The following is a 21528-nucleotide window of genomic DNA, read 5'->3' on the forward strand; positions in this document are numbered from 1 at the left end:
CTCATACGCACAATCCCATAAAAATATGCGTTTTTGGTCTATTTCCTAGAAAACAGCCTAAAAACGACTAGGTATAAAGTGCCGGCCTCCTGTATTCTGGGTATTGGCATTGGGTCTATCTGTCAGAAAAACACCTTGGCTACCACAATTTCGTTATTTTAGCTTTTCAAGGAGGTTCTTATGAAGGCAATTATACCAGTGGCTGGCATGGGCGCGCGCCTTCGGCCGCATACGCATACCCAACCCAAATCTTTAGTGCCCATTGCGGGCAAGGCCATTCTAGGGCACATTATTGAACGACTGCAGGAGGCCGGTATTACCAAGTTTGTGCTAGTGGTGGGCTACCTGGGCGAGAAAATCATGCACTATGTGCAACGCAAATACCCCAATCTGGAGATGGAGTTTGTGGTACAGCAACCCCGTGAAGGTCTGGGCCATGCCCTCTGGACGGCGCGCGAGACCTTCAAGAATGAAAAAGAGGTGCTCATCCAGTTAGGCGATACCATTGTGGACGTGAACATGGAAGCCATTCTGGCCTCTGACCAAACGGTGCTGGCCGTGAAGAAGGTGAAGGTGCCTACCATGTTTGGCATTACTGAGCTGGGACAGGACGCCTACATCACCAAAGTGGTGGAAAAGCCCAAAATCCCGAAGTCTAACCTAGCCCTGGTGGGGCTCTATAAAATCAACAATCCCAAAGGCTTAGCCGAGGCGCTGGAATACATCATTGCGCAAGACATACGCACCCAGAACGAGTATCACCTCACCGATGCGCTCATGCACATGATTCAGAACGGCGAACCCATGCTCACCTATGACGTGGACAACTGGTTTGACTGCGGTAGAAAAGAGACGCTCCTGCACGCCAACGCCACGCTTCTTAACCGCCCTGAGTTCAAGCACACCAATTACCCAGAATTCCCGAATACCATCATCATTCCGCCGGTAAGCATTGGCAAAGACGCTCAAATCAGCAATTCTATCATTGGGCCCAACGTGGCCATTGGCGAGCGGGCCATCTTAAACTACACCATCGTGCGCGACTCCATCATTGGCGGCTACTCAGAACTGGCCTACGCCGTTTTGCAAGAATCTTTGGTAGGCTCAGACTCAGCGCTCAAAGGCCAAAGCCAACGGTTGAACATTGGTGACAGCACGGAGATAGATTTTAGTAGTTAACTTTTCTTAGACACAAGACTCAGGACGTAAGACATAAGATTTTTTCGTCTCTATTTTTGAGATGTCTTACATCTTGTGTCTTATATCTTACATCTATATAATGAATAGAATTACAGAACTCTTTAACATAGAATACCCCATTGTACAGGCGGGCATGATTTGGTGCAGTGGCTGGGAATTGGCCAGTGCCGTGAGTAATGCCGGTGGGTTGGGTTTGATTGGCGCGGGCTCTATGTACCCAGACATTCTGCGGGAACATATCCAGAAATGCAAGGCGGCTACGGATAAACCATTTGGCGTGAACGTGCCTTTGCTGTACCCAGACTTGGAACAGCATTTCCAGATTATCATGGAAGAGAAAGTGCCGGTAGTGGTGACCTCGGCGGGCAACCCGAAGACTTGGACCAAGAAACTACAAGACAATGGGGCCAAAGTCATCCACGTGGTGAGCAACGTCAAATTCGCGAAGAAATGCGAAGAGGCCGGGGTAGACGCTATTGTCGCTGAGGGTTTTGAAGCCGGCGGTCATAACGGACGCGAAGAAACCACCACGTTCTGTCTTATCCCTATGGTGCGCGCCGCAGTGAGTTTGCCTTTGATTGCTGCGGGCGGGATTGCCAATGGGGCAGGCATCTTCGGGGCCATGGCTCTGGGCGCTGACGGCGTACAAGTAGGAAGCCGCTTTGTAGCCAGTTTGGAATCCAGTGCACACCAGAGTTTTAAAGACATGGTGGTGAACGCGCAGGAAGGAGATACAGAATTGTCCTTGAAACAACTCACGCCCGTTCGCTTGCTCAAGAACAAGTTCTACCAAGACGTTAAACTGGCCGAGTCCAGAGGCGCCAGTACCCAGGAACTGGCAGAACTATTAGGCTCCAGACGCGCCAAACGCGGCATGTATGAAGGTGACTTGGAGGAAGGCGAGTTGGAGATTGGCCAAGCCGCCGCTATTGTGGACCGTATTCAGCCGGCTGGTGAGATTGTGCAAGAGATGTGGCAGGAGTTTATAGTAGCAAAGAACAGATTTTGCAGTGAGTGGTAGGCTTTCTTGGCAATAAAGACCAAATTCATTTATGCTTTACAGAGACCATATTGACTAAATAATACCCTATGGAAACCAAAGACAAAACCACCCTTACCGTAGAAACTACTGTTCAGCAACCAGTAGAGAAAGTATGGCAACTCTGGGAAACACCAGAACATATTACCCAATGGAATTTCGCGCATGAGTCATGGCAGTGCCCTACCGCTACCAATGACCTGCAACCCGGCGGTCGGTTTGTATGGCGCATGGAAGCCAGAGACGGAAGCGTGGGCTTTGACTATGCCGGTACCTACGAGCAGGTCATTCCTCACAAAAGCATTGTGCTCAAGCTAGATGATGGCCGTCAGGTACGCATCACCTTTGAGAGCCTGGGTGGCCAGACCAAAGTCACTGAGGTGTTTGAGGTAGAAGACGTGAGCACTATTGAGTTGCAAAGAAACGGCTGGCAAGCTATTCTGGATAATTTTAAAAAGCACGCCGAGTCGCAGAAGTAGGTGTTTTGTCTACTGCATTCAGAAGCAGGTGCATAAATACACATGCACCCATACCCATCCCCTCTTTTGTCATCCTGAAAGGACCCTGGGGCAAGCTGTAGTAGCAGATGCTAATTGAGAATGTGTACCTAATTATTCTTTTACAATTAGAGTCAAATTAGAAGATAGCCACTGCCTGTCTAGTTAGCCCACAAGGTCCTTTCAGGATGACAAAAGAGAGCAATAGCTAAAATAAATGCCTTTGTCCCAAGAACTCCTTCTAACTGCCCTGCACCAACACGTCTCCCTCACATCAGAGGAAGAAGCGGCTTTTTTGGCTATCTGTGAGGAGAAAACGGCCAAGAAGAAAGAGTTTTTGTTGCGTACCGGTGAGCAGAACCTGTACCTGTATTTTGTGCAGAACGGCTGTTTGCGGTCGTTTATCATTGACCAAAGCGGTAAAGAGGTGAATTTGGAGTTTGCGGTGGAGCGGTACTGGATAAGTGATGTGGCTTTTCATAAACCGGCGTTGCTGTCTATTCAAGCCTTGGAGCCCACGCAGTACGTGCAGATCAACGTGGATGCCTTTGAGACGCTCACGCAGCAGCATCCCGTTTTTAACCTGTTTTACCGAAAACTGCTCCAAAACGGGTACTTCGCATTTAAGAAGCGCATGCTCTCTGGCATGACCCAGACCGCTGCCGAAAACTACCGCGACTTCCTCCTAAAATTCCCTGACTTGAGCCAGCGCATTCCGCAGTACCATATTGCCTCCTACCTGGGCATTACGCCAGAGTTCTTCAGCACCATCAAGTCTGAAGGGCTGGACCTCTACCAACAGGCCATTTCTTGACCTAGAAAAATAGAGACGATCTCTCTGCCGCAAGTTTAGCGATAGCGTAACTTGTGGCTAGCACTGAAGCAAGTTTTCAACTTGCGTCAGTTGCAAACTGACCATAAAGGGAACCACAAGTTACGCTGTCGCTAAACTTGCGGTAGTCTAAATATGCAAGCTGCAATCATTTCTTAAGGTACCTTATTCTTTTCGGCTCCGCTACCCCCGACCTTTGTATAGTTAAACCTGAGGTAGCAACGCCGTTATGAAGTACTGGTTGCTACAGACAGGTTTAGCCTAAAATTCTTCACCCAAATTTTATCAACCGTGGAAAGAAGAAACTTCATTAAACTAGCTGTAACAGGAGGACTCGCTATGACAAGTTTAAGCGCATTCAAGAAATTTACCGACGGCCTAGTGCCGCAAGACTATACCATGCCAGTGCTGTTTGTAGGGCACGGCTCGCCCATGAACGGCATTGAGGACAATGAATTCAGTCAACGCTGGAAGAAACTGGCCCAGGACATTCCGGTACCCACTGCGGTGCTGGTGATTTCGGCGCATTGGTTTACCAAGGGTACCAAGATTACGGCCATGGACTTCCCGAAGACCATTCATGATTTCGGGGGCTTCCCGCAGGAGTTGTTTGCCGTGCAGTACCCCGCGCCCGGCCATGGTGCGCTGGCCAAGGAAACCGTAGACCTTATCAAATCTACCCACGTGGAACTGGACCATGACTGGGGTTTGGATCACGGCACCTGGACTATTGTGCGCCATATGTACCCAGAGGCCAACATCCCGGTCTTGCAACTGAGCATTGACTATACAAAAGGCCCGCAGTACCACTATGACTTGGCCAAGGAACTACAGGCGCTGCGCAAGAAAGGCGTCTTGATTATGGGAAGTGGCAACATGGTGCACAACTTGCGCATGATGGACTGGAACCTGATCAACGGCGGCGGCTTTGACTGGACCCAAACCATGAATGAGAAGTTCAAGGACATGATTTCTAACCGTGACCACCAACCCTTGATCAATTACCAGACCATGGGCAAAGAAGCATTGTTGGCCATCCCCACGGTAGAGCATTACCTGCCGCTTCTGTACACCTTGGGCCTGCAGGGCAAAAACGAGGAAACATCCTTCTTTAATGACAAGATGGTGGGCGGTTCCTTGACCATGACCTCGGTGAAGATTGGGGCATAAAAAGTACAAAAAGAAAAGGAGGCTTCTATATGGCCTCCTTTTCTTTTGTAGGTAACAAACGATTATAACGTACTAATGAGAGTAAAACCAAACTCTCTTAAGGTAACGGTAGCTTCTTCACCGCCATTTCTGTAAATCTGGTTTTTATAGTTGTTTAAAGAGCCATAGAGCCGTGCAGATATCCTGTCTGTTACTTGTACCTCTACACCGCTTACTGCAAAATGAGTAGCCAACGGGGCATTGGTGTATTTGTACCCTGCCAACACGGTGAAGTCTAGCCAGGTCTGATAGTTGCGGTAGTAAAGGAACTGCGGGAAATCATAAATCACGCCCCCATTAAAATCATCTGTTTGCTCTCTGACCATTTGTAACCCTATGGACGCCCCTGCTTTAGCCCCCACACTCCAAGAGGGAGTCATATAGAAGGGGAATACAGCTTCTGCGTTTATAAGGAGGTTGCCCAGTTTAAGCGTAGACTCCTGGGTTTCATAGACGCCGGGACTGTTCTCAGATGCTCTTATCTCTTTTAAGGTACCAGACTGAAAACCATAAGTAGCGCCAGTTCCTATCCTAAAATTATCTATTTGCCAACTGCTTTTCTGCGCCATGGCATCTGAGCCTGCTATGGGGCTTATAATAATCATCAGGAAAATAATTCCTTGTATAATTCGGCTTGTCATATTCAATTGTTAAGTCCCCTGAAAGACTGTGCTGGCACTCATAACAGAAACATAAGAGCCAGCACAGCCCAAGAGCTGCACTGGCTACATCTATAATCGCACCTTGGGGGTGGCAAAATGATGAAGGGTTTTGGACTAGTTGAGAGAGACTTTCTCTAGAGAATAACCGCCATTGCCCGCAAAAGCTTTGTTGGTTCTTAACAGCACTACCTGGTCTGGTGATAGCCAGCAGGCAAAGTTAGAGAAGGTGACAAACTTGTTTTCGTTTATTCTTTTAGGGCTGCTTATCTCTCCAGTTGCCTTGTTGACGGTTCTGGCGTACGCAGATATGTTGTTCTTATCCCTAGAAGACTCAGTGGTGAGTATGTGAATGTTGGTGTTGCTTTGGCTTACCATTGACTGCGTCATGTCTGCCGCACGCAAATCTTTTACCATAAAATTGCGACCAATTACACTGTTCCATGTATTCTCACCGCCTTCAAACTTTGTGACAAGAATATCTTCAGCAAAGATCAAGGGAATAGTTTTAGAAGAAGTGGTTGTCTGGCCGGTGGTGCCAACAGGCATGCTGGTGGTGCGGGTAGTGCTTGTGTTATTGATGGCTTCAGACACAAGGTAGATGGAAGATCCCTCTACCAAAATCTGTTGCACTTTCATGGATTTTATAAGTTTAGGCCTGTCAAACTTCTTGCTGAGCATCTGGCCACCATGAAGCACGTCTTTGTCATTCACCTTATTGTAAAGTTGAGCAACATAGCCTTTGTCAAATTCCTTGGTTTTGTAAAGCTTGCTGGCCTTGTTGGTGAAATCTAGATCAAAGACATGAATGGCCATTAGCTCAGAGGTATTGAAGTTCTTCTCTGTTGTTACTAGCACCCTTTCACCTGCTATTTTAATGTTATAGCTCCCGAAACTTTCTTTGGGGCCTACTTGGTGCTTAGCAGGAACTCTGGAGAGCTCCTTACCTGTGGCGTCTAATTTCAGGAATGCTGCCTTATCCTTTTTGTCTGCTATTACCAGGACCATCTCCCCGTTATTAGTGATGGCAGAAGCCTCAATGTCTTCATTGGCACCTGTTTTAACTTCCTTCTTGACCAATTCCTCAAGATTGATGTCATATACAAACAAAAGCGCCCCTTTGCCTTTTTTGGGTGCCTTTTCTAGAACGTACAAATATTTTCCGTTTTCAGAGAAGTTTACCTCATAGGTGCTAAGTACGCTTGGCACTACCGCCGATACAGGAGCCTTAAAAGCCTTGGGCATTACCAAGGGAGAGAGCAAAGGAATATCTAGCGTAACGTCTTTTGTCTTTACCAACTTACCCTGTAGGTCATACACAGAAGCTTTAAAGTCATGGCCTTTCTTGGTGTAAATATTTGATCTGGCATAGCTCTCCAGTACAAAGATTTGATTGCTTTCAGGGTTGAATTTAAATAGGGGACGTGAGTATTGGCCGTACTCTAAAGGAATGGTCATTTTTTGAGTAAGCGTGGCGGCATCATACCCAACTATGGCTGATTTCTTTTTGTCTATCTCCTTAAACATAAGGAAAAGATTGTCATTCACCTTTTCTGACGCCCGTTTGCCCGTCACTGGAATAACTTTATTCTTGTAATCAGACTTGACGGTAAGCTCTATTTTTTGAGCATGCGTGTTAACACTTTTAGACAGAAAGCCTAAAAGGAGGAGTGCGTAAATTTTCTTCATTTAATTAAAGGGTAATAAAGGGTGTATGGGGTGGAGTGGGTTAATACCAATGAATGGGTATAGGTAAGTCAAATCTGAGAATAAATTATCGCTCTTTCTTTAGAGGCTGCTGGAGGTGTCTTAAATAAGAGGATGGCGAAGGTACTTTTGTTTTTAGCCTGTTTTCCAGAAAACAAGTCAAAAACGGATTCTTGTTTTCCAGGGATTTGGCCGGTTGGTCTAGATGCAGTGGCGGTTGGTCTAAAAGAGTTGAAGGAGTAGAAACGCTTGATTTACTTAGTGTCAGGTAGAGCATAATGCTTGCCCGTTCTGTTCATTAAACTGTCTATTGCCATGATTCAAAACAAAGACTTTCTGGTGCTGCTCATTCGCCTTTTCTTGGGCTATGTGTTTTTCTCTGCGGGCGTCTGCAAACTCACGCAGGGTAATTTTGGGCAGTTGATTGGTCCGCCGTGGCTAGAAGAGGCGCTGGCCAAGCATGGTCTGGCGTTCTTCGCGCAGGTGGTGGCCGTGTGCCAGGTGGTGCTGGGTGCCTTGCTGTTCACGCAGCGGTTTAGCTTGCTGGGCGCGGTAATGCTGGTGCCCATGAACATTGCCATTATTGCGGTGACCATTTCTCAGAACTGGACCGGTACGCCGTATGTGAACGCCGTTTTCCTGAGTCTGAACCTGGCCATGTTGCTGTATGAATGGAAGCGCTTTAAATTTCTATTTTCTACAGAACCTGCCCTGCCTGTTGCGCCTTACGCCTTAGATACCTTTAGAACAGGTAAGCTACCGTGGGCAGTGATAGGGGCTGCTGTGCTCACGCTAGGTCTTTCCAGGTTCAATTATCCCTTGACCAATGCCGCTGGGCTGTTGACGTTTCTACTGGCCGGGGCAACAGTGATATTACCTATTGGGCTCACTAAACTGCAGAAGGTGATTGTGTTGTTGGCAATAGCGAATATGTGCTTGTTGACGCTGGGCATGAAACTACCCTACACGCATGTAACCATTGCCCTTTGTAGTGCCGGAATTCTGCTGCTCCTCTTAGTGCAGATGTGGCTGTCTACCCGCCAAAAGCAGATAGTTGTTGGTGTTTAAGCAGCACGGTAGCAAACATAAAGAAGGGTGGTATCCATGACAGGATTTTGAATATAGAGTAATTGCTATTTTTATAGTTTTACGGTTGGTTGTTACCAGGTGCCGCCGCTAGATTTAACTTTTCTCTGGCAGCAACATCAAAAGACAAACTGACATTATGCTATGAAAAGAATTCTTGTTGCGTTTGCCTTCATTGGCCTTAGCCTGCTATCCTGTAAAAAAGACGAGGTCACTCCAGCGCCCACTGCCCAAAACCTGTACTTCCCGGCGGTGGGTTCTTCTGTCTGGGAGACATTTACACCAGAAAGTCTGGGTTGGAGTGCGACGGGTGCTGCGGCATTAGATGAATTTTTGAACCAGAGCAATACCCGGGCTTTCCTCTTACTCAAGGACGGTAAGATTGTCATTGAGTATTACAACGGTAAAGCGGCCAATGGCGCCACCTTCACGGCCAATAGTAACTGGTACTGGGCCTCGGCGGGGAAGACCTTGAACGCTTTTCTTATTGGCAAGGCCCAAGAAGACGGGCATCTTTCCATCCAGGATAAAACTTCCAAATACCTGGGCACCGGTTGGACCAGCCTCACTCCCGCGCAGGAAGACAAAATCACCATTCGGCACCAGCTCACTATGACCACCGGCCTGAACGACCTGGTGCCCAACCCTCACTGCTACACGGCCAATTGCCTTACGTACAAAGCAGATGCTGGTACCCGCTGGGCCTACCACAATGGGCCTTATACCCTACTTACTCAAGTAACCGAAAAAGCCACCAAACAGGATTTTGACACCTACTTTAAAACCCAGCTAGCCGACAAGATTGGCATGGGAGGTTTCTGGATGACCCTAGGGGATGATTATGTGTACTTCAGTACGGCGCGCGCCATGGCCCGTTTTGGATTGCTCATGCTCAACAAAGGAACCTGGGATAAAACCGTAGTGCTCAAAGACGCCGAGTTCTTCCAGGCCATGACCAGTCCATCACAGAACCTGAACCGCTCCTACGGCTACCTCTGGTGGCTTAACGGTCAGTCTTCGTTCATGCTCCCCACCTCGCAGATGGTCTTCTCTGGTAGCGCCGTCCCAGATGCCCCTGTAGATATGATTGCCGCCATGGGCAAGAATGGCCAGTTCCTCAACATAGTCCCCAGCCAGAACCTCATCCTCGTGCGCATGGGTGACAACCCAGATGACAACGAGGTGCCGGTGGTTTTCTTGAATGACCTCTGGAAGAAGGTGAATGCAGTGATAAAGAAATAATGCCGTTTTTGACTTGTTTTGGAGGAATTAGGCTGAAAACGGTATCTTTAATGACATTGTACATCTATTGCTAGTAAAGATCGCCTATTATAAACCCAGATGAAGCAACTCTTTTTTTTAGCTATTACTGCGTTTTACCTAATGTCTTCTTGCCAACAGAAGAAAGCATCTATGGCTACAGACAATTTGAAGGGTACACAGGTAGAAGTAACAAAGGCATCCACTGAAGATCCTTATGACGTTTACCATGCATTATTAGACAACTTGGCAATTGGCAAGGCTGAGAACGTGTCTATTGCTGTGGAAAAATACAAAGCGCTATATAAGGGCCAGCCAGTTACATCGGCAGATACTGGGTATGTGCTGTTTGAGAATTTCTATCAGAAAGTTAATGATGAACTCAACAAAGTCCATGAATATGATACTGCCGAATACTTTATTTCATTGGTGAATGATTCAGAGGAACCAATTTCAAAGCAACTGCAAGAATACAGAGACTTAGTACAAGCAAATGGTTTTCTAGTTGACTATCAAGATGGCAGCACTTATCTAAAGCAAAATAGAGATTTTATAGCACGCCACTTTTATCCCTTTGTAAGCTCCACTATGCAAAAGTATTTGGCGCAAGTGGAGAAAGAGAATGAGGATGGTTTTAGTACTGACGGAGGCATCTTCATTACGGAGACTGAATTTGTTAACCGTATTCTTTGGTGGGAGAATTTTGTAAAACAGAACCCAGCATTTGTAATGATTTGGCAGAGCAAAGAAAAACAAAAAGAATACTTAACCTACTTTCTAGAAGGAATGGATAATACGCCTGTTATGGACATGGCTGATAGCACAAAGGTTAATTCTTATTTTGCGGATGGTTACAAGCTTTTAGATAAAGTTGGTCCTACCTCAGAAGCAAATAGATTAGTTAAGCCTTATTTTCAAGCACTACAGAAAGGCGGTAAAGCAACTGCGTATAGGTTGTTGGAAGAATACCGGGAAAAGGAATTGATCCATACTTTGTATGAAGAAGGATGTCCTTATTAGTAGTCTATAAATGTTATTTTGGTAAAGCACAATAGCTAGAAAAGCAATTTGCTGAACCGTAATTACAATTCGCCCACAAGGTTCTTCCAGAATGACAAATTTGAGGTGAGTTGTGGCTCAATTACCCCCCAAAAAAGAGGCCGAATCTCTCCGGCCTCTTCCAAACAACTAAACTTAATTACTACTCTTTGTCAATCAATTCCACGCTGCGCTTCACGAAGGCAGTCAAGGCTGCGCCGGAAAGCATGTTCTGCGACAGCAAGGCCAGGTCATAGGCCTGCTTGGCAATCTTCTCACCGCGGTCGTCTTTGGCTTTTAAGATGCGGTGGTTGATGGGGTGATTGGCGTTGATGGTCACGTTGTACATGTCGGGTAAGTTGCCCATCATCATCATACCGCCACCGCCCATGCGGTTCATGTCCTTCATGCGGCGCATGAACTCAGGCAGGGTGATAATCACCGGTTGGTCATCTACGCTCAGAGCTTCCACGCCCACGGTCATGCTCTGGTTGTCAATGGCTTTTTCAAACATCTCCTTCAGGCGCGTAGTCTCTTCCTCAGACAATACGCTTTCCGGCTTGGCATCTGTCTGGATGAGCTTGTCAATAGTATCGGCGTCTACGCGCTTCAAGGTAGTTTTCTCCAGCTTCTGCTCCAGTTGCCCGATGAAGTGCGGGTCAATCATGGTGTCCAGTTTCACCACGTCATAGTTGCGGTTCTGGGCCGTCTCAATGAACGCGTGCTGCTTCTCCACATCAGTGGTGTACAGAATCACCAAATTGCCGTCTTTGTCGGTTTGGTTGGCCTGCACCAAGTTGCGGTATTCCTCTAGGGTAGAGAATTTCCTCTCGGTGTTTTCCAGCAACGCAAAGTCTTTGGCTTTCTCATAGAACTTGTCATCTGACAGCATGCCGTACTTCACGAACACCGCAATGTCGTTCCACTTTTCCTCGTAGGCGGTGCGGTCCTTCTTATAAATTTCGTTCAGTTTATCAGCGACCTTACGGGTGATGTAGGTGTTGATTTTCTTCACGTTCGCATCGGCCTGCAAGAAAGAACGGCTCACGTTCAACGGAATGTCCGGGGAGTCAATCACGCCGTGCAACAGCATCAGGAACTCCGGCACCACGTCCTTCACCTCGTCGGTGATGAATACCTGGCGGCTATAGAGCTGGATTTTGTTTTTCTGGAAATCGAACTCGTTCTTCACCTTCGGGAAATACAGGATACCGGTCAAGTTGAACGGATAGTCCACGTTGAGGTGAATCCAGAACAGCGGGTCCTCAGAGAAAGGGTACAGTTCTTTGTAGAAGTTCTTATAGTCCTCGTCCGTCAGGTCAGATGGCGACTTGGTCCAGATAGGGTTTGGGTTGTTGATGATTTCGCCGTTGAACTCTACCGGGATTGGTAAGAACTTGCAGTATTTGTTCAGGATGGTCTGAATGCGGGCTTCTTCCAGGAACTCCTCAGAATCTTCGGCGATGTTCAGAATCACATCCGTTCCGCGCTCCGTGCGGGTACCTTTGGTAATGGTGAACTCCGTAGAACCGTCACACGTCCAGTGGGCCGCCTCTGCGCCGTCTTGGTGCGACAAAGTGTCAATCTCCACGGTGCTGGCCACCATAAACGCCGAGTAAAACCCTAAACCGAACTGCCCGATGATCTGGCTCTTGTCCGCGTTGGAGTCTTTGTAGCGCTCCACAAATTCAGTGGCACCAGAGAAGGCAATCTGGTTGATGTATTTCTTGATTTCCTCGGCGGTCATCCCAATCCCGTTATCCGAGATGATGATCTGCTTCTTCTCTTTGTCCACCTTCACGGTCACCTTCAGCTCACCTAGGTCGCCTTTCAGCTCACTGATGCTGGAGAGGCTTTTGGCTTTCTGGGTCGCGTCAACGGCGTTGGATACCAATTCGCGCAAGAAGATCTCGTGGTCTGAGTACAAGAACTTCTTGATGATGGGGAAAATGTTCTCGGTGTGAATCGAAATCGTGCCTTTTTCTTCCATTTCCTATATCTATAAAATGATGTGTGTTGCTTTTGTAGGAGAGGCTTGGCAAAAGCTGTTCCAGAGCGTGATTTGTGACAGGATGGCAGGAACAAGAGGTTTTTTTGGGTTTTGGGAATGTCAGTTTGATAGGGCTGTTTTCCGTTTTTGGCTTGTTTTCTGGGAAATAGACGAAAAACGGGTTTTGAGATTGCTGTTTGTTGAAATACGGTAAATATCCCCGCCGTTGTTGGTGTTCTCACCAACAACCCAGACTGCCTTTCTGACAAACTTTGCGCCCCCTTATATGGTGCGGATGCCATTTCCGTGATTCTCTGCCGTGCGCTTCCGTTGGCTGTCCCTGAGAAGGTTCTTCCTTCCGGTGCCCTTATGCCCTTCATTGCATTTTTACCGCCAAGCGCTCACGGCCGCGAGGCCCCGTCTTCCCACCTCGCGCTGTACCAGCTTGCCTCTTTTGCATGGCTACTTCCTTGGGCATTTGACGATTCTTGCCGGGGCATGACCGCCGTCCTGCCAGAGGAGGCAACCTGCTTAGGCGACTCGCCAGAAAGACTGGATCAGGTGCACGTAGCAAACTTCTACTAACCGCAGACTCCCCCCTTGAGGGTTGCACTATCGAGGGTCTACACCAATGCCGTCCCAAGTGATAGATTCTCCCCTTGAGGATTGCCCAAACGAGAGTTTGAGGCAGCGAGCGAAGCTCAGTAGAGGGGTGTTTACATCAGAAGATGAATCAGCAATCAACAACCAACAATAGAATCGTTTTTTGCCTCTTTTCCAGAAAACAAGCCAAAATCAAACGATGTACGTATTTGTATTTAACTTAAACCTAAAATACTTGGACCCTGTTGGTAGAATTTGGCAATTCTATTGAAATGTCAATCACACTGTTATATTTGTGAATTAACCTATTGTCTGTGCGCGCCTTAAGGAACATAAGTGCTTATCTGTTACTCCTGCTGTTTATGCGGGTGATGGTACCTGAAAAGGTGCTAGTGACACTGCACGCCCACGCGCATACCCAGCACAAGGCGCATGATGAAAGTAAGCCGCACCTAGACAACAAACACACCCACTGCCCTACCGCTGAATTGTTTGACACGCCGTTCCAACTGTCTGAGCAAGTAGTGTACTTTGCGGCGCAGGCTCCTTTGGTAGACAGCTACCATGACGGGTTTGCGTTCATCTGGAAGTTCAGCTACCCACATACCTCTTCGCCGCGCGGTCCTCCTGCATTGGCATAACCCTTCTTAATTTCCTGCTTTCCTATAGCTGTGCCTTGGCTCTAGCCGATGTATAATTCCTTGGGGAGTAACTCGCTGTTTATCAGGGCGTACGCGTTATTTGGCGTGGGTGCATGGTAATCGCGTTCCTGTAAGAATTCCGTTTTCTTTTACGTTTATTCGTTTGCGCTACCTTATCTGCTTTTTGCTGTGTTTGAGCGGGCTCCCGTTAGTGGGTGTTGCTCAAGATGTAAGTGCTTCTCCTAGCCAGGGGTGTGCTCTGGTACTTTCTGGATCGGTTACGGATCATGAGGACCGCAGTCCCTTGATTGGTGCCACTGTTGTTCTGGAAGGTACGCAGCTCACTAGTGTTACAGATGCTAATGGCAGGTATGCCTTCAGGAATCTGTGCCCTGGCACCTACCGCATAGTGGTTTCCTACATTGGGTACACCAATGAGAAACTAGAGGAGAACCTGCGTAGTTCTAAAACCACTAACGTGCGCTTGCATCCAGATGCCCTGCAGTTACACTCCATTGAGGTGACGGGTACCCGGCACCAGGATCAACCCATACAGGGCAATAGCCAGCTAAGCGGAAGGGAATTAGACCAAACCCAGGGCCAGTCCCTGGCGCAGGCGCTGGAGCGCATGACGGGGCTGTCCAGCATTCAGACGGGGCCTAGCATTGCCAAACCGGTGATTCATGGTTTGCACAGTAGCAGGATTCTGGTTATGAACAATGGTGTTCGGCACGAGGCCCAGCAATGGGGCTCAGAGCACGCCCCCGAGATTGACCCGTTTGTAGCTTCTGAGTTGACCGTGATCAAGGGAGCGGCCGGCGTGCGCTACGGCGCCGATGCCATTGGCGGCGTGATTCTGGTAGAGCCTAGTCCGCTCAGAGATTCTGTGGGCACGGGTGCCGAGCTGAACCTGGTGGGCGTGAGCAACAACCGCCAAGGCGTGGCATCTGCCATGGTAGAAGGAAACCCAGCCGGGCTATCTTCTTTTAGCTGGCGTTTGCAGGGCACTCTTAAGAAAGCGGGCAACAGCAAAACGCCAGACTATTACCTGGCCAACACCGGCTACCAGGAGCAGAATTTCTCAGGGGCTGCGGGTTGGACCCGGGAGAAGTACGGGGTGGAGGCCTTCTTTAGCAGGTTTGATACCAAGCTGGGGGTTTTTGCTGGTTCGCATGTGGGCAATTTGACAGACATCAGAAACGCCATCAAGCGCGAGAGGCCAGAGCCCGAGGCATTCTTTACCTATGCCATTGACCGGCCTTACCAGAACGTGACGCATGATTTGCTTAAGCTCAAGGCTTTCTATAGAACAGAGAACCTGGGCCGGCTTAATCTGATGTATTCGCGCCAGTTCAACCAGCGCGAAGAATATGACACGCACGGCGGGTCTGAACGTCCGGGTCTTCGGTTTGAGATTGTCACGCATAACACTGAGGCCGTCTGGGAGCATAAGCCCTGGGGCAACGTCAACGGAAGCATGGGGGTGACTTACATGTACCAGTTCAACCGCTATGAGGGCCGGTTCTTCGTGCCTTTCTACCAGAGTCACACGGCCGGTCTGTTCTGGATAGAGCGCTGGGACAGAGGCAAGTGGCACGTAGAATCTGGCCTGAGGTATGACTATAGAAACCTGGAAGCCAAGCTGTTCAGAAAAGACACACCCCAGAAAACCGGGGATTCTGATCTGGACAATGAGCTCCTCACGCCTACTCATCGCTTCCAGAACTTGTCTGGAACCTTGGGGGCTATCTATGACATAGGGCCGCACCTGAACCTGAGCGTAAATGCGGCCACCGCCTGGCGCTCTCCTACTACCAGTGAGTTGTACAGCAATGGCATTCACCACGGCACGGGTACGTATGAGTATGGCAATGCCAATCTGGATGTGGAACGCGCTTATAACTTTACGGCTACGCTGGCCTACATCCAGAACCAGCGTCTGAACGGCGAGGTAAGCGTGTACAGAAACTACATCAACAACTACATTTATCAAGCCCCAGACACGGTGCCTACGCTCACCATCAGGGGTGCCTTCCTGACGGCCCGTCAGCAGCAGGCTGATGCCACCTTCACGGGGCTGGACGCCAGCGTCACGTATCAATTGACAGACCACCTGTTGCTAGGAGGCAAGGCTTCTCTGGTGCGCGGCTACAATACATCTGCCAATGAGTACTTGATCTGGATTCCTACAGACCGGTTTGAAGGAAACCTGAGGTATTCTCTGGAGAAGCTTGGCGCCCAGGAAACGTTCACGGAGAATTTTGTCTCTGTGAGCGGCATGCGGGTGTCTAAGCAACGCAATCTCCCAGACAACTACCTGGCGCGTGACTATGCCCTGCCGCCGGCCGGGTACTTTCTCTTGAACGCTGAACTGGGCACTACTCTGCAACTGGGCAAGCAACAGATTGAACTTGGCCTCATGGGCCGAAATCTCTTAAACACCGCCTACCGCGACTACCTGAACCGCTTCCGGTATTACGCCGATGAAGTGGGCAGGTCCATTACCCTGCGGGTAAGCATCCCGCTCAACTTTTAACTCAATTTTAATTAACCCACATACATTAAAAACGACATGAAATCATTTTTGAAACCATCCCTTGCTATTCTGTTTGCCGCCTCTGTGTTCATGACCACTGGTTGTGGAAATGATGATGAACCTACGCCAGAGAATGAAGAAGAACTCATTACCACCGTGCGTCTGCACGCAACCCCTCAGGGCGGCGGTAACATGATCATGGCCACGTACAAAGACGTAGACGGCCCCGGAGGGCAGGCACCTATTGTAAATGGTTTGCAATTGGCGGCTAACAAGGTCTATGATGTGAGGGTTGAAGTGCTAGACGAGTCTAAGACCCCCGCTGAAGACATTACGCAAGAAGTAAAGGAGGAAGCTGATGAGCATCAGTTCTTCTACCAGCCGTCTACAGGATTGAACCTGACAGTGGCTTACACAGATCAAGACAGCAAGAACCTGCCATTGGGCATCACTACCAGAATGACTACGGCGGCTGCCTCTACAGGAACGCTCCGCGTGATTCTAAAACACCAGCCGGGCACCAAGAACAACTCAGTGAATACCGGTGAGACAGACGTAGAAGTGACGTTTCCTGCTACTATCCAGTAACAACTACCTATCAGTTTAATGTGAAGCTGATGCGCCTGCCTTGTAAGGTGGCTTGTATCAGGTGAACAGTTCTAGTGGAGTGCTATTGCTCTTAGGGGTTTGAGCCATAGCGCTCGCTAGAATTCCTCCCTGCCGTAACGGCATCAGCAGCTAATCATAAAACCAATCAAGTTTTTAAAATCAAAGAGGCCCGTTCTGTCACAGAACGGGCCTCTTTGATTTATGATAGCGTATGCGTGTATTCTATAAGCGTTGAATGAGGAGATTAGTCAAACACGGGTTCAACTTTGTAGCCTTTGGCTTTTAATAACTCTAGCAGGCCATGTTCGCCTGGCAGGTGGGCGGCACCTACGGCAATGAAAGACGGACTTTTCTTCATCTTCTTTACCAGGGGCATGAGCCAGCGCTCATTACGCTCATCTAGTAAGAAGTCTTGGTTGTCAGGGCCGTTTTCTGAGTTGATGAGTGCATACAGGCCGTTCAGGTCTTCTTGGTGGTAGAGCGTCAGCATCTGTTTCATGAGCTTGCGCTGGCGGTCAAACTGCTTGACGCTGTTCAAGAACTGCTGGGTCTGAGTTTCCAGGTTTACCTGATCAAAAAGGGCAATCTGTTCAGCGGGTGTCTCTAAGGTATACACTGACTTATGCCATTTCTTCGCTAAATCTAACAAGGCCAAATCATATGATTCTGGGTTGTAGCCTAGCATTTTTGGGTACAAGAGCATCTGGCCTAAGAATCCTGGCTTGATGTATCTAAAGAACTGCATGTTGCGCTCCAGGCTGTCGTGCACAAACTGGGCTAGCCAGTTATACTCTTGCGGCGACATCAGGCTTTCTAAGGGCTTGGCCATGCGCATGGCGTGAGTCATGCCTCTGGTCAGTTCTGGGCTGTCCAGGTCTACTTCAAAGACCACCGTCTCGGATTTCATCAGTTTTTGTTTTACCTTACTAGGCAGGGAGAACTGGTTTTTTGGGACAAGGTGAAAGGTGCCGAAGACATAAGACGTCTTGATGCCTTTGCCGCTTACCTTCCAAAGCAATGACTGTTTGGGGGCTACGGGAGTTTCTGCTGCCATCACAGAGGAGGAAAAACCTAAACCAGTTAGGAGCAAAAGAAACAATCCGAATGCGGCAGCCTTATACGAGTTCATGCGAGCAGGGTTACAAATTCTTACCAAAAATATAAGTTTTTTTTGTGCTGGAATAAAATCTTCCCTACTATTTCGCTCTGGATTATAAATATATTGAAAAAATATAAATATCTGTAAATAGAGTAATTATAGTTTTATTTGAATATTTAAAGAATGACACCAGTTTATTTAAAATTTACAATTCATGTCTCAACATCTATCGTAGCATGAGTGCACCTGTTTTACCAACCCCGCACGTCAAACTCTTGAACACCGCCGTGATTGTGGCGGCCTTAGGGTACTTTGTAGACATCTATGACCTTGTTTTATTTAGTATAGTCAGGATTGCCAGTTTAAAAGAGCTGGGCGTCACCAATCCTGTTGACCTGTTAGACCAAGGTGTGCGTCTTATAAATATGCAAATGGCCGGCATGCTTCTTGGAGGCATCTTTTGGGGGGTGCTGGGGGATAAGAAAGGCCGCATATCAGTGCTGTTTGGGTCTATATTTTTGTATTCTGCCGCTAATCTGGCCAATGGCTTTGTGACCAACATAGATGCCTATGCCTGGCTGCGGTTTGTGGCCGGGGTAGGCCTGGCTGGTGAGCTTGGCGCTGGCATTACGCTGGTCTCTGAGGTATTGCCCAAAGAAAAGCGCGGTTATGGTACCACCATCGTGGCCTCAGTAGGCATTTCTGGGGCTATCCTGGCCGGGGTCATTGGCGAGTACTTTCATTGGCGGACCGCTTATTTTGTGGGCGGCGGCTTGGGCTTATTATTGCTACTGTTGCGCATTGGCGTGTTTGAGTCTGGCATGTTTGAGCGGTCCCAGCGCGAAGAGGTGAGACGCGGCAATTTCCTGAGCTTGTTTACCAATGGGCCTAGGTTTCTAAAATACCTCAAGTGCATCTTGATTGGCGTACCCATCTGGTTTGTAATTGGCGTCTTGATCACCTTCTCTCCTGAGTTCGGTCAGGCCTTGGGTGTGCCGGCGGTTATCTCAGTGGCCAAGGCCATTGGGTTCTCGTACTTCGGGTTGAGTTTGGGAGACGTGGCCAGTGGCTTGCTAAGTCAACAATTAAAAAGCCGCAAGCGCGTGGTGGTCCTCTTCCTCTTCTTGCTGGCAGGTGTTATTGCGTTATACCTCTTGGCTACCAACGCCTCGGAGGCCTATTTTTATGGGCTGTGCGTGGCGCTTGGTTTCTGCAGTGGCTACTGGGCCGTCTTTGTGACCATTGCCGCCGAGCAGTTTGGTACCAACATACGCGCCACCGTCACCACCACGGTGCCCAATTTTGTGCGCGGCGCCGTCATTCCCCTCACGCTTTCCTTTAGTGCCTTCAAAGAAGAGTTTGGCCTGTTGCAGACGGCCGGCATCTTAGGCGTTATTGCGCTCAGCATTGCCTTGGTTGCCATTCTCACCCTACCCGAAAGTTATGGCAAAGAGCTGGATTATCTGGAAGAGGAGTAGTAGTCGTTTTTGGTCTGTTTTCACCAAAACAGAGCAAAAACGACTATCAATAGTAAGCCATCCTGCCAATTTATAACCTGCATCTTAAGTTTAGGTCTTAGTAAGTACATGGAATTTCATCCTCCTATAAATGAAAGAGAAACAGATGATCTCATAGAGATTGCTAACTCGCCGGGCATATGGCAACCAGACGCTATAGACCAAGCCAAATGGGAATTGTTGCGCAGAGGGATTTCTAAAGAAGCACAACAACAAAAGATTGCAAAATGGGATTTGGAATATCATCTAGCAATTGAAAGCGAATTCCAGAAGCGAGCGCTAGAAGGATACAACCCGATTGTTATGATCATGATGATCATTAAATTGCCCAACACCATTCTATGGGATTGGTATCTTAAACGCGACGGCTATTTTAGAAAGCATAAGCAAAGGCTTTGGATTATTGCCACAGGACTCTTTTGCTATGCTAGTTTCTTTGCATATTTTTCTATTAGTAAGCCAGTAGAGGATGAGGCATGGCTAAAAAAATTCAGGAAGAAGACATCTCTGAATGGGAGAAAAGCTACTACGGTGAGGTGCGGGATAGTTCTCAAATAAAGAAGAAGCCTCATTAAATAAGAGGTTTATCCTTTGATTCATTTTTGGCCTCTTTTCATCAAAACAGGCCAAAAACGCCAAGTTAATTAATGCTTAATTGAAGCGGACTTTATAAGGAACATTATATTTAACGGAGACCTCTCTTCCGTCTTGAGAACCTGGTTTCCATTTCGGCATGGCTAGAAGGGCTTTTATTCCAGCGTCTGCCAATTCTTGGTGAGTGGTTTTTACTACACTTATGTTTTCTACTCCCCCCTCTTTATTGATGATGAAAGATAGCAGGACCTCTCCTTCCTGCTCTTTACGGCTTCTGTTCACCGTTACTTTTATCTTCTTGCTCAAATACCGCTTTAGTGCCGGCATGCCACCTGGGTATTGAGGCATCACTTCAAATTCGTAATAAGGAATCTTCATTCCTTGCTCATCATAGCAATGGCCTTCTACTAGTTCACCTTTAGAATAGACATCTCTCCGTTTTAGTTGCTTGTTGGCGTAATAAGTCCTTCTTTCCCCTTCCAAGCGTCCATGCACATACTGGTGAATCCATTTCAGAGTGCCGTCTTCAAACCAATCCTCAGATGTACCTTCTGGATAGCCATGCGAATAGTGGGTACGAGATTTCAGTTGTCCGCTTTTATACCAAGTGATTGAAGGTCCATGTAAGACTGAGTCTAATTTGCTGTAATGTTGCTCTTGGTATTTTTCACCGGTTATGTAAAAATCCTTTTTGGAACCACTTCTAGCGGCTGGGTCAGTGATTTGAGTGACTCTATAAAAGGTAGTTTTGTCTTTCTGGGTATGGTTAAAGCTGTCATCAAAGTAAGTAACGCTATCAGTTTGTCCATATCCTGCCGTGACAGATAAAAACCATACCACCCATCCCAAGAATATCCTTCTCATTTCCGTTTTTAAGTTATTGCCTGCTGTGTAAGACAAGGGCACTATTCTCCCTTTGATTTCTGTTATCAAAGATAAGCACTAATTTTGAGGATGATTCTTTTCAACGAGACCGTAAGCATTGAGAATTCTGTGGCCGAAGCGTGGCTGCAGTGGATGCAGGAGACACATGTGCCAGAGATAATGGCTACCACGTTTTTTATAAAATTCCAGATTGCCAAGGTGATGGAGGACGAGGACAACGGCGGCACTACCTACGCCGTGCAGTACTACGCCCGCCACATGGATGATCTGCTGGAATACCACCGCGACCATGACAAAACCATGCAAGGCAAGATGCAGGCGAAATTTGCTGGCCAATACGCCGCCTTCAGGACGGTGCTGGAGGTAGTAGCCTAAAGACAGTGAACAGGTAACAGTAATAAGTAAACAGTGATAAGGTGGCCAAATCCGTTTTTGGCCTCTTTTCATGAAAACAGCCCGAAAACGCATGGTGTCGTCTTCGGGCTGTTTTATTTGGTAGTATGTGCACCATGCAAGCGGATGCTGAG

The 21528-nt window shown here is 47.9% G+C and carries 20 protein-coding genes; 15 read left to right on the forward strand and 5 right to left on the reverse strand.

Annotated elements, in window-relative coordinates; all coding sequences use genetic code 11:
• The first annotated feature begins 180 nt into the window (after positions 1-180).
• The 5 genes from ABD880_RS13315 to ygiD all read left to right on the forward strand — a co-directional run bounded on the left by ABD880_RS13315 (position 181) and on the right by ygiD (position 4738).
• Positions 181-1179, forward strand: a complete 999-nt coding sequence (locus ABD880_RS13315) for a sugar phosphate nucleotidyltransferase (protein ID WP_345166964.1) — start codon at positions 181-183, stop codon at positions 1177-1179.
• Positions 1180-1240: 61 nt separating this feature from the next.
• Positions 1241-2221, forward strand: a complete 981-nt coding sequence (locus tag ABD880_RS13320) for an NAD(P)H-dependent flavin oxidoreductase (protein WP_425575832.1) — start codon at positions 1241-1243, stop codon at positions 2219-2221.
• Between the two features lie 68 nt (positions 2222-2289).
• The gene (locus ABD880_RS13325) at positions 2290-2718 is read left to right on the forward strand and encodes an SRPBCC family protein (RefSeq protein WP_345166969.1); all 429 of its coding nucleotides are present in this window, start codon (positions 2290-2292) and stop codon (positions 2716-2718) included.
• A 241-nt stretch (positions 2719-2959) separates the two neighbouring features.
• On the forward strand, positions 2960-3550 hold the full coding sequence (locus ABD880_RS13330) for a Crp/Fnr family transcriptional regulator (protein ID WP_345166972.1): 591 nt from the start codon (positions 2960-2962) through the stop codon (positions 3548-3550).
• A 357-nt stretch (positions 3551-3907) separates the two neighbouring features.
• Entirely contained in the window at positions 3908-4738 is an 831-nt protein-coding gene (gene ygiD, locus ABD880_RS13335) for a 4,5-DOPA-extradiol-dioxygenase (RefSeq protein WP_345166975.1), read from the forward strand.
• Between the two features lie 62 nt (positions 4739-4800).
• Here ygiD and ABD880_RS13340 read toward each other — a convergent pair whose 3' ends face one another.
• Positions 4801-5418: a hypothetical protein gene (locus tag ABD880_RS13340; RefSeq protein ID WP_345166978.1), complete on the reverse strand. Its 618-nt coding sequence runs from the start codon at positions 5416-5418 to the stop codon at positions 4801-4803.
• 135 nt (positions 5419-5553) lie between these two features.
• A complete protein-coding gene (locus ABD880_RS13345; RefSeq protein ID WP_345166980.1) occupies positions 5554-7125 on the reverse strand; it encodes a hypothetical protein in 1572 nt (523 codons plus the stop codon).
• Between the two features lie 333 nt (positions 7126-7458).
• Here ABD880_RS13345 and ABD880_RS13350 point away from each other — a divergent pair, with 333 nt between their 5' ends.
• The 3 genes from ABD880_RS13350 to ABD880_RS13360 all read left to right on the forward strand — a co-directional run bounded on the left by ABD880_RS13350 (position 7459) and on the right by ABD880_RS13360 (position 10509).
• Positions 7459-8211 carry a DoxX family membrane protein gene (locus ABD880_RS13350; RefSeq protein WP_345166982.1) on the forward strand — a complete coding sequence of 251 codons (753 nt, stop codon included), beginning with the start codon at positions 7459-7461 and terminating at the stop codon, positions 8209-8211.
• A gap of 162 nt (positions 8212-8373) precedes the next feature.
• Positions 8374-9471 (forward strand): serine hydrolase domain-containing protein, encoded by a 1098-nt coding sequence (locus ABD880_RS13355; RefSeq protein ID WP_345166984.1) that lies wholly within the window; start codon positions 8374-8376, stop codon positions 9469-9471.
• A 99-nt stretch (positions 9472-9570) separates the two neighbouring features.
• The gene (locus tag ABD880_RS13360) at positions 9571-10509 is read left to right on the forward strand and encodes a hypothetical protein (protein ID WP_345166987.1); all 939 of its coding nucleotides are present in this window, start codon (positions 9571-9573) and stop codon (positions 10507-10509) included.
• Positions 10510-10690: 181 nt separating this feature from the next.
• Here ABD880_RS13360 and htpG read toward each other — a convergent pair whose 3' ends face one another.
• Positions 10691-12517 (reverse strand): molecular chaperone HtpG, encoded by a 1827-nt coding sequence (htpG, locus tag ABD880_RS13365; protein ID WP_345166989.1) that lies wholly within the window; start codon positions 12515-12517, stop codon positions 10691-10693.
• A 369-nt stretch (positions 12518-12886) separates the two neighbouring features.
• Here htpG and ABD880_RS13370 point away from each other — a divergent pair, with 369 nt between their 5' ends.
• The 4 genes from ABD880_RS13370 (at position 12887) to ABD880_RS13385 (ending at position 16885) form a co-directional block, all read left to right on the forward strand.
• Positions 12887-13102, forward strand: coding sequence for a hypothetical protein (locus ABD880_RS13370; protein WP_345166991.1), 216 nt, complete (start codon positions 12887-12889; stop codon positions 13100-13102).
• Between the two features lie 332 nt (positions 13103-13434).
• Positions 13435-13761 carry a hypothetical protein gene (locus ABD880_RS13375; protein WP_345166994.1) on the forward strand — a complete coding sequence of 109 codons (327 nt, stop codon included), beginning with the start codon at positions 13435-13437 and terminating at the stop codon, positions 13759-13761.
• Between the two features lie 211 nt (positions 13762-13972).
• Positions 13973-16297 carry a TonB-dependent receptor gene (locus tag ABD880_RS13380; protein ID WP_345166997.1) on the forward strand — a complete coding sequence of 775 codons (2325 nt, stop codon included), beginning with the start codon at positions 13973-13975 and terminating at the stop codon, positions 16295-16297.
• A gap of 36 nt (positions 16298-16333) precedes the next feature.
• Complete coding sequence (locus ABD880_RS13385) at positions 16334-16885, forward strand: hypothetical protein (RefSeq protein ID WP_345167000.1); 552 nt, start codon at positions 16334-16336, stop codon at positions 16883-16885.
• 265 nt (positions 16886-17150) lie between these two features.
• Here ABD880_RS13385 and ABD880_RS13390 read toward each other — a convergent pair whose 3' ends face one another.
• Positions 17151-18035 (reverse strand): TraB/GumN family protein, encoded by an 885-nt coding sequence (locus ABD880_RS13390; protein ID WP_345167002.1) that lies wholly within the window; start codon positions 18033-18035, stop codon positions 17151-17153.
• A 206-nt stretch (positions 18036-18241) separates the two neighbouring features.
• Here ABD880_RS13390 and ABD880_RS13395 point away from each other — a divergent pair, with 206 nt between their 5' ends.
• Both ABD880_RS13395 and ABD880_RS13400 read left to right on the forward strand, forming a co-directional pair.
• Positions 18242-19483, forward strand: coding sequence for an MFS transporter (locus tag ABD880_RS13395; protein ID WP_345167004.1), 1242 nt, complete (start codon positions 18242-18244; stop codon positions 19481-19483).
• Between the two features lie 108 nt (positions 19484-19591).
• Positions 19592-20080: a hypothetical protein gene (locus tag ABD880_RS13400; protein ID WP_345167007.1), complete on the forward strand. Its 489-nt coding sequence runs from the start codon at positions 19592-19594 to the stop codon at positions 20078-20080.
• Between the two features lie 93 nt (positions 20081-20173).
• Here ABD880_RS13400 and ABD880_RS13405 read toward each other — a convergent pair whose 3' ends face one another.
• Entirely contained in the window at positions 20174-21016 is an 843-nt protein-coding gene (locus tag ABD880_RS13405; RefSeq protein WP_345167009.1) for a TonB family protein, read from the reverse strand.
• A gap of 54 nt (positions 21017-21070) precedes the next feature.
• Between ABD880_RS13405 and ABD880_RS13410 the strand changes: the two genes are divergently transcribed.
• A complete protein-coding gene (locus tag ABD880_RS13410; RefSeq protein WP_345167011.1) occupies positions 21071-21376 on the forward strand; it encodes a DUF4286 family protein in 306 nt (101 codons plus the stop codon).
• Positions 21377-21528: the final 152 nt, after the last annotated feature.

The organism is Nibribacter koreensis, assembly GCF_039541795.1.
In the GTDB taxonomy this organism is placed as follows: domain Bacteria; phylum Bacteroidota; class Bacteroidia; order Cytophagales; family Hymenobacteraceae; genus Nibribacter; species Nibribacter koreensis.

Bases quoted from the DNA above. Each gene is read 5' to 3' on its own strand.
- ABD880_RS13320 (WP_425575832.1), top strand. From the start codon at position 1,241: ATGTCTTACATCTTGTGTCTTATATCTTACATCTATATAATGAATAGA.
- ABD880_RS13355 (WP_345166984.1), top strand. From the start codon at position 8,374: ATGAAAAGAATTCTTGTTGCGTTTGCCTTCATTGGCCTTAGCCTGCTA.
- htpG (WP_345166989.1), bottom strand. From the start codon at position 12,517: ATGGAAGAAAAAGGCACGATTTCGATTCACACCGAGAACATTTTCCCC.
- ABD880_RS13410 (WP_345167011.1), top strand. From the start codon at position 21,071: ATGATTCTTTTCAACGAGACCGTAAGCATTGAGAATTCTGTGGCCGAA.
- ABD880_RS13385 (WP_345167000.1), top strand. From the start codon at position 16,334: ATGAAATCATTTTTGAAACCATCCCTTGCTATTCTGTTTGCCGCCTCT.
- ABD880_RS13345 (WP_345166980.1), bottom strand. From the start codon at position 7,125: ATGAAGAAAATTTACGCACTCCTCCTTTTAGGCTTTCTGTCTAAAAGT.
- ygiD (WP_345166975.1), top strand. From the start codon at position 3,908: ATGACAAGTTTAAGCGCATTCAAGAAATTTACCGACGGCCTAGTGCCG.
- ABD880_RS13400 (WP_345167007.1), top strand. From the start codon at position 19,592: ATGGAATTTCATCCTCCTATAAATGAAAGAGAAACAGATGATCTCATA.
- ABD880_RS13315 (WP_345166964.1), top strand. From the start codon at position 181: ATGAAGGCAATTATACCAGTGGCTGGCATGGGCGCGCGCCTTCGGCCG.
- ABD880_RS13325 (WP_345166969.1), top strand. From the start codon at position 2,290: ATGGAAACCAAAGACAAAACCACCCTTACCGTAGAAACTACTGTTCAG.
- ABD880_RS13350 (WP_345166982.1), top strand. From the start codon at position 7,459: ATGATTCAAAACAAAGACTTTCTGGTGCTGCTCATTCGCCTTTTCTTG.
- ABD880_RS13370 (WP_345166991.1), top strand. From the start codon at position 12,887: ATGCCCTTCATTGCATTTTTACCGCCAAGCGCTCACGGCCGCGAGGCC.
- ABD880_RS13340 (WP_345166978.1), bottom strand. From the start codon at position 5,418: ATGACAAGCCGAATTATACAAGGAATTATTTTCCTGATGATTATTATA.
- ABD880_RS13390 (WP_345167002.1), bottom strand. From the start codon at position 18,035: ATGAACTCGTATAAGGCTGCCGCATTCGGATTGTTTCTTTTGCTCCTA.
- ABD880_RS13360 (WP_345166987.1), top strand. From the start codon at position 9,571: ATGAAGCAACTCTTTTTTTTAGCTATTACTGCGTTTTACCTAATGTCT.
- ABD880_RS13395 (WP_345167004.1), top strand. From the start codon at position 18,242: ATGAGTGCACCTGTTTTACCAACCCCGCACGTCAAACTCTTGAACACC.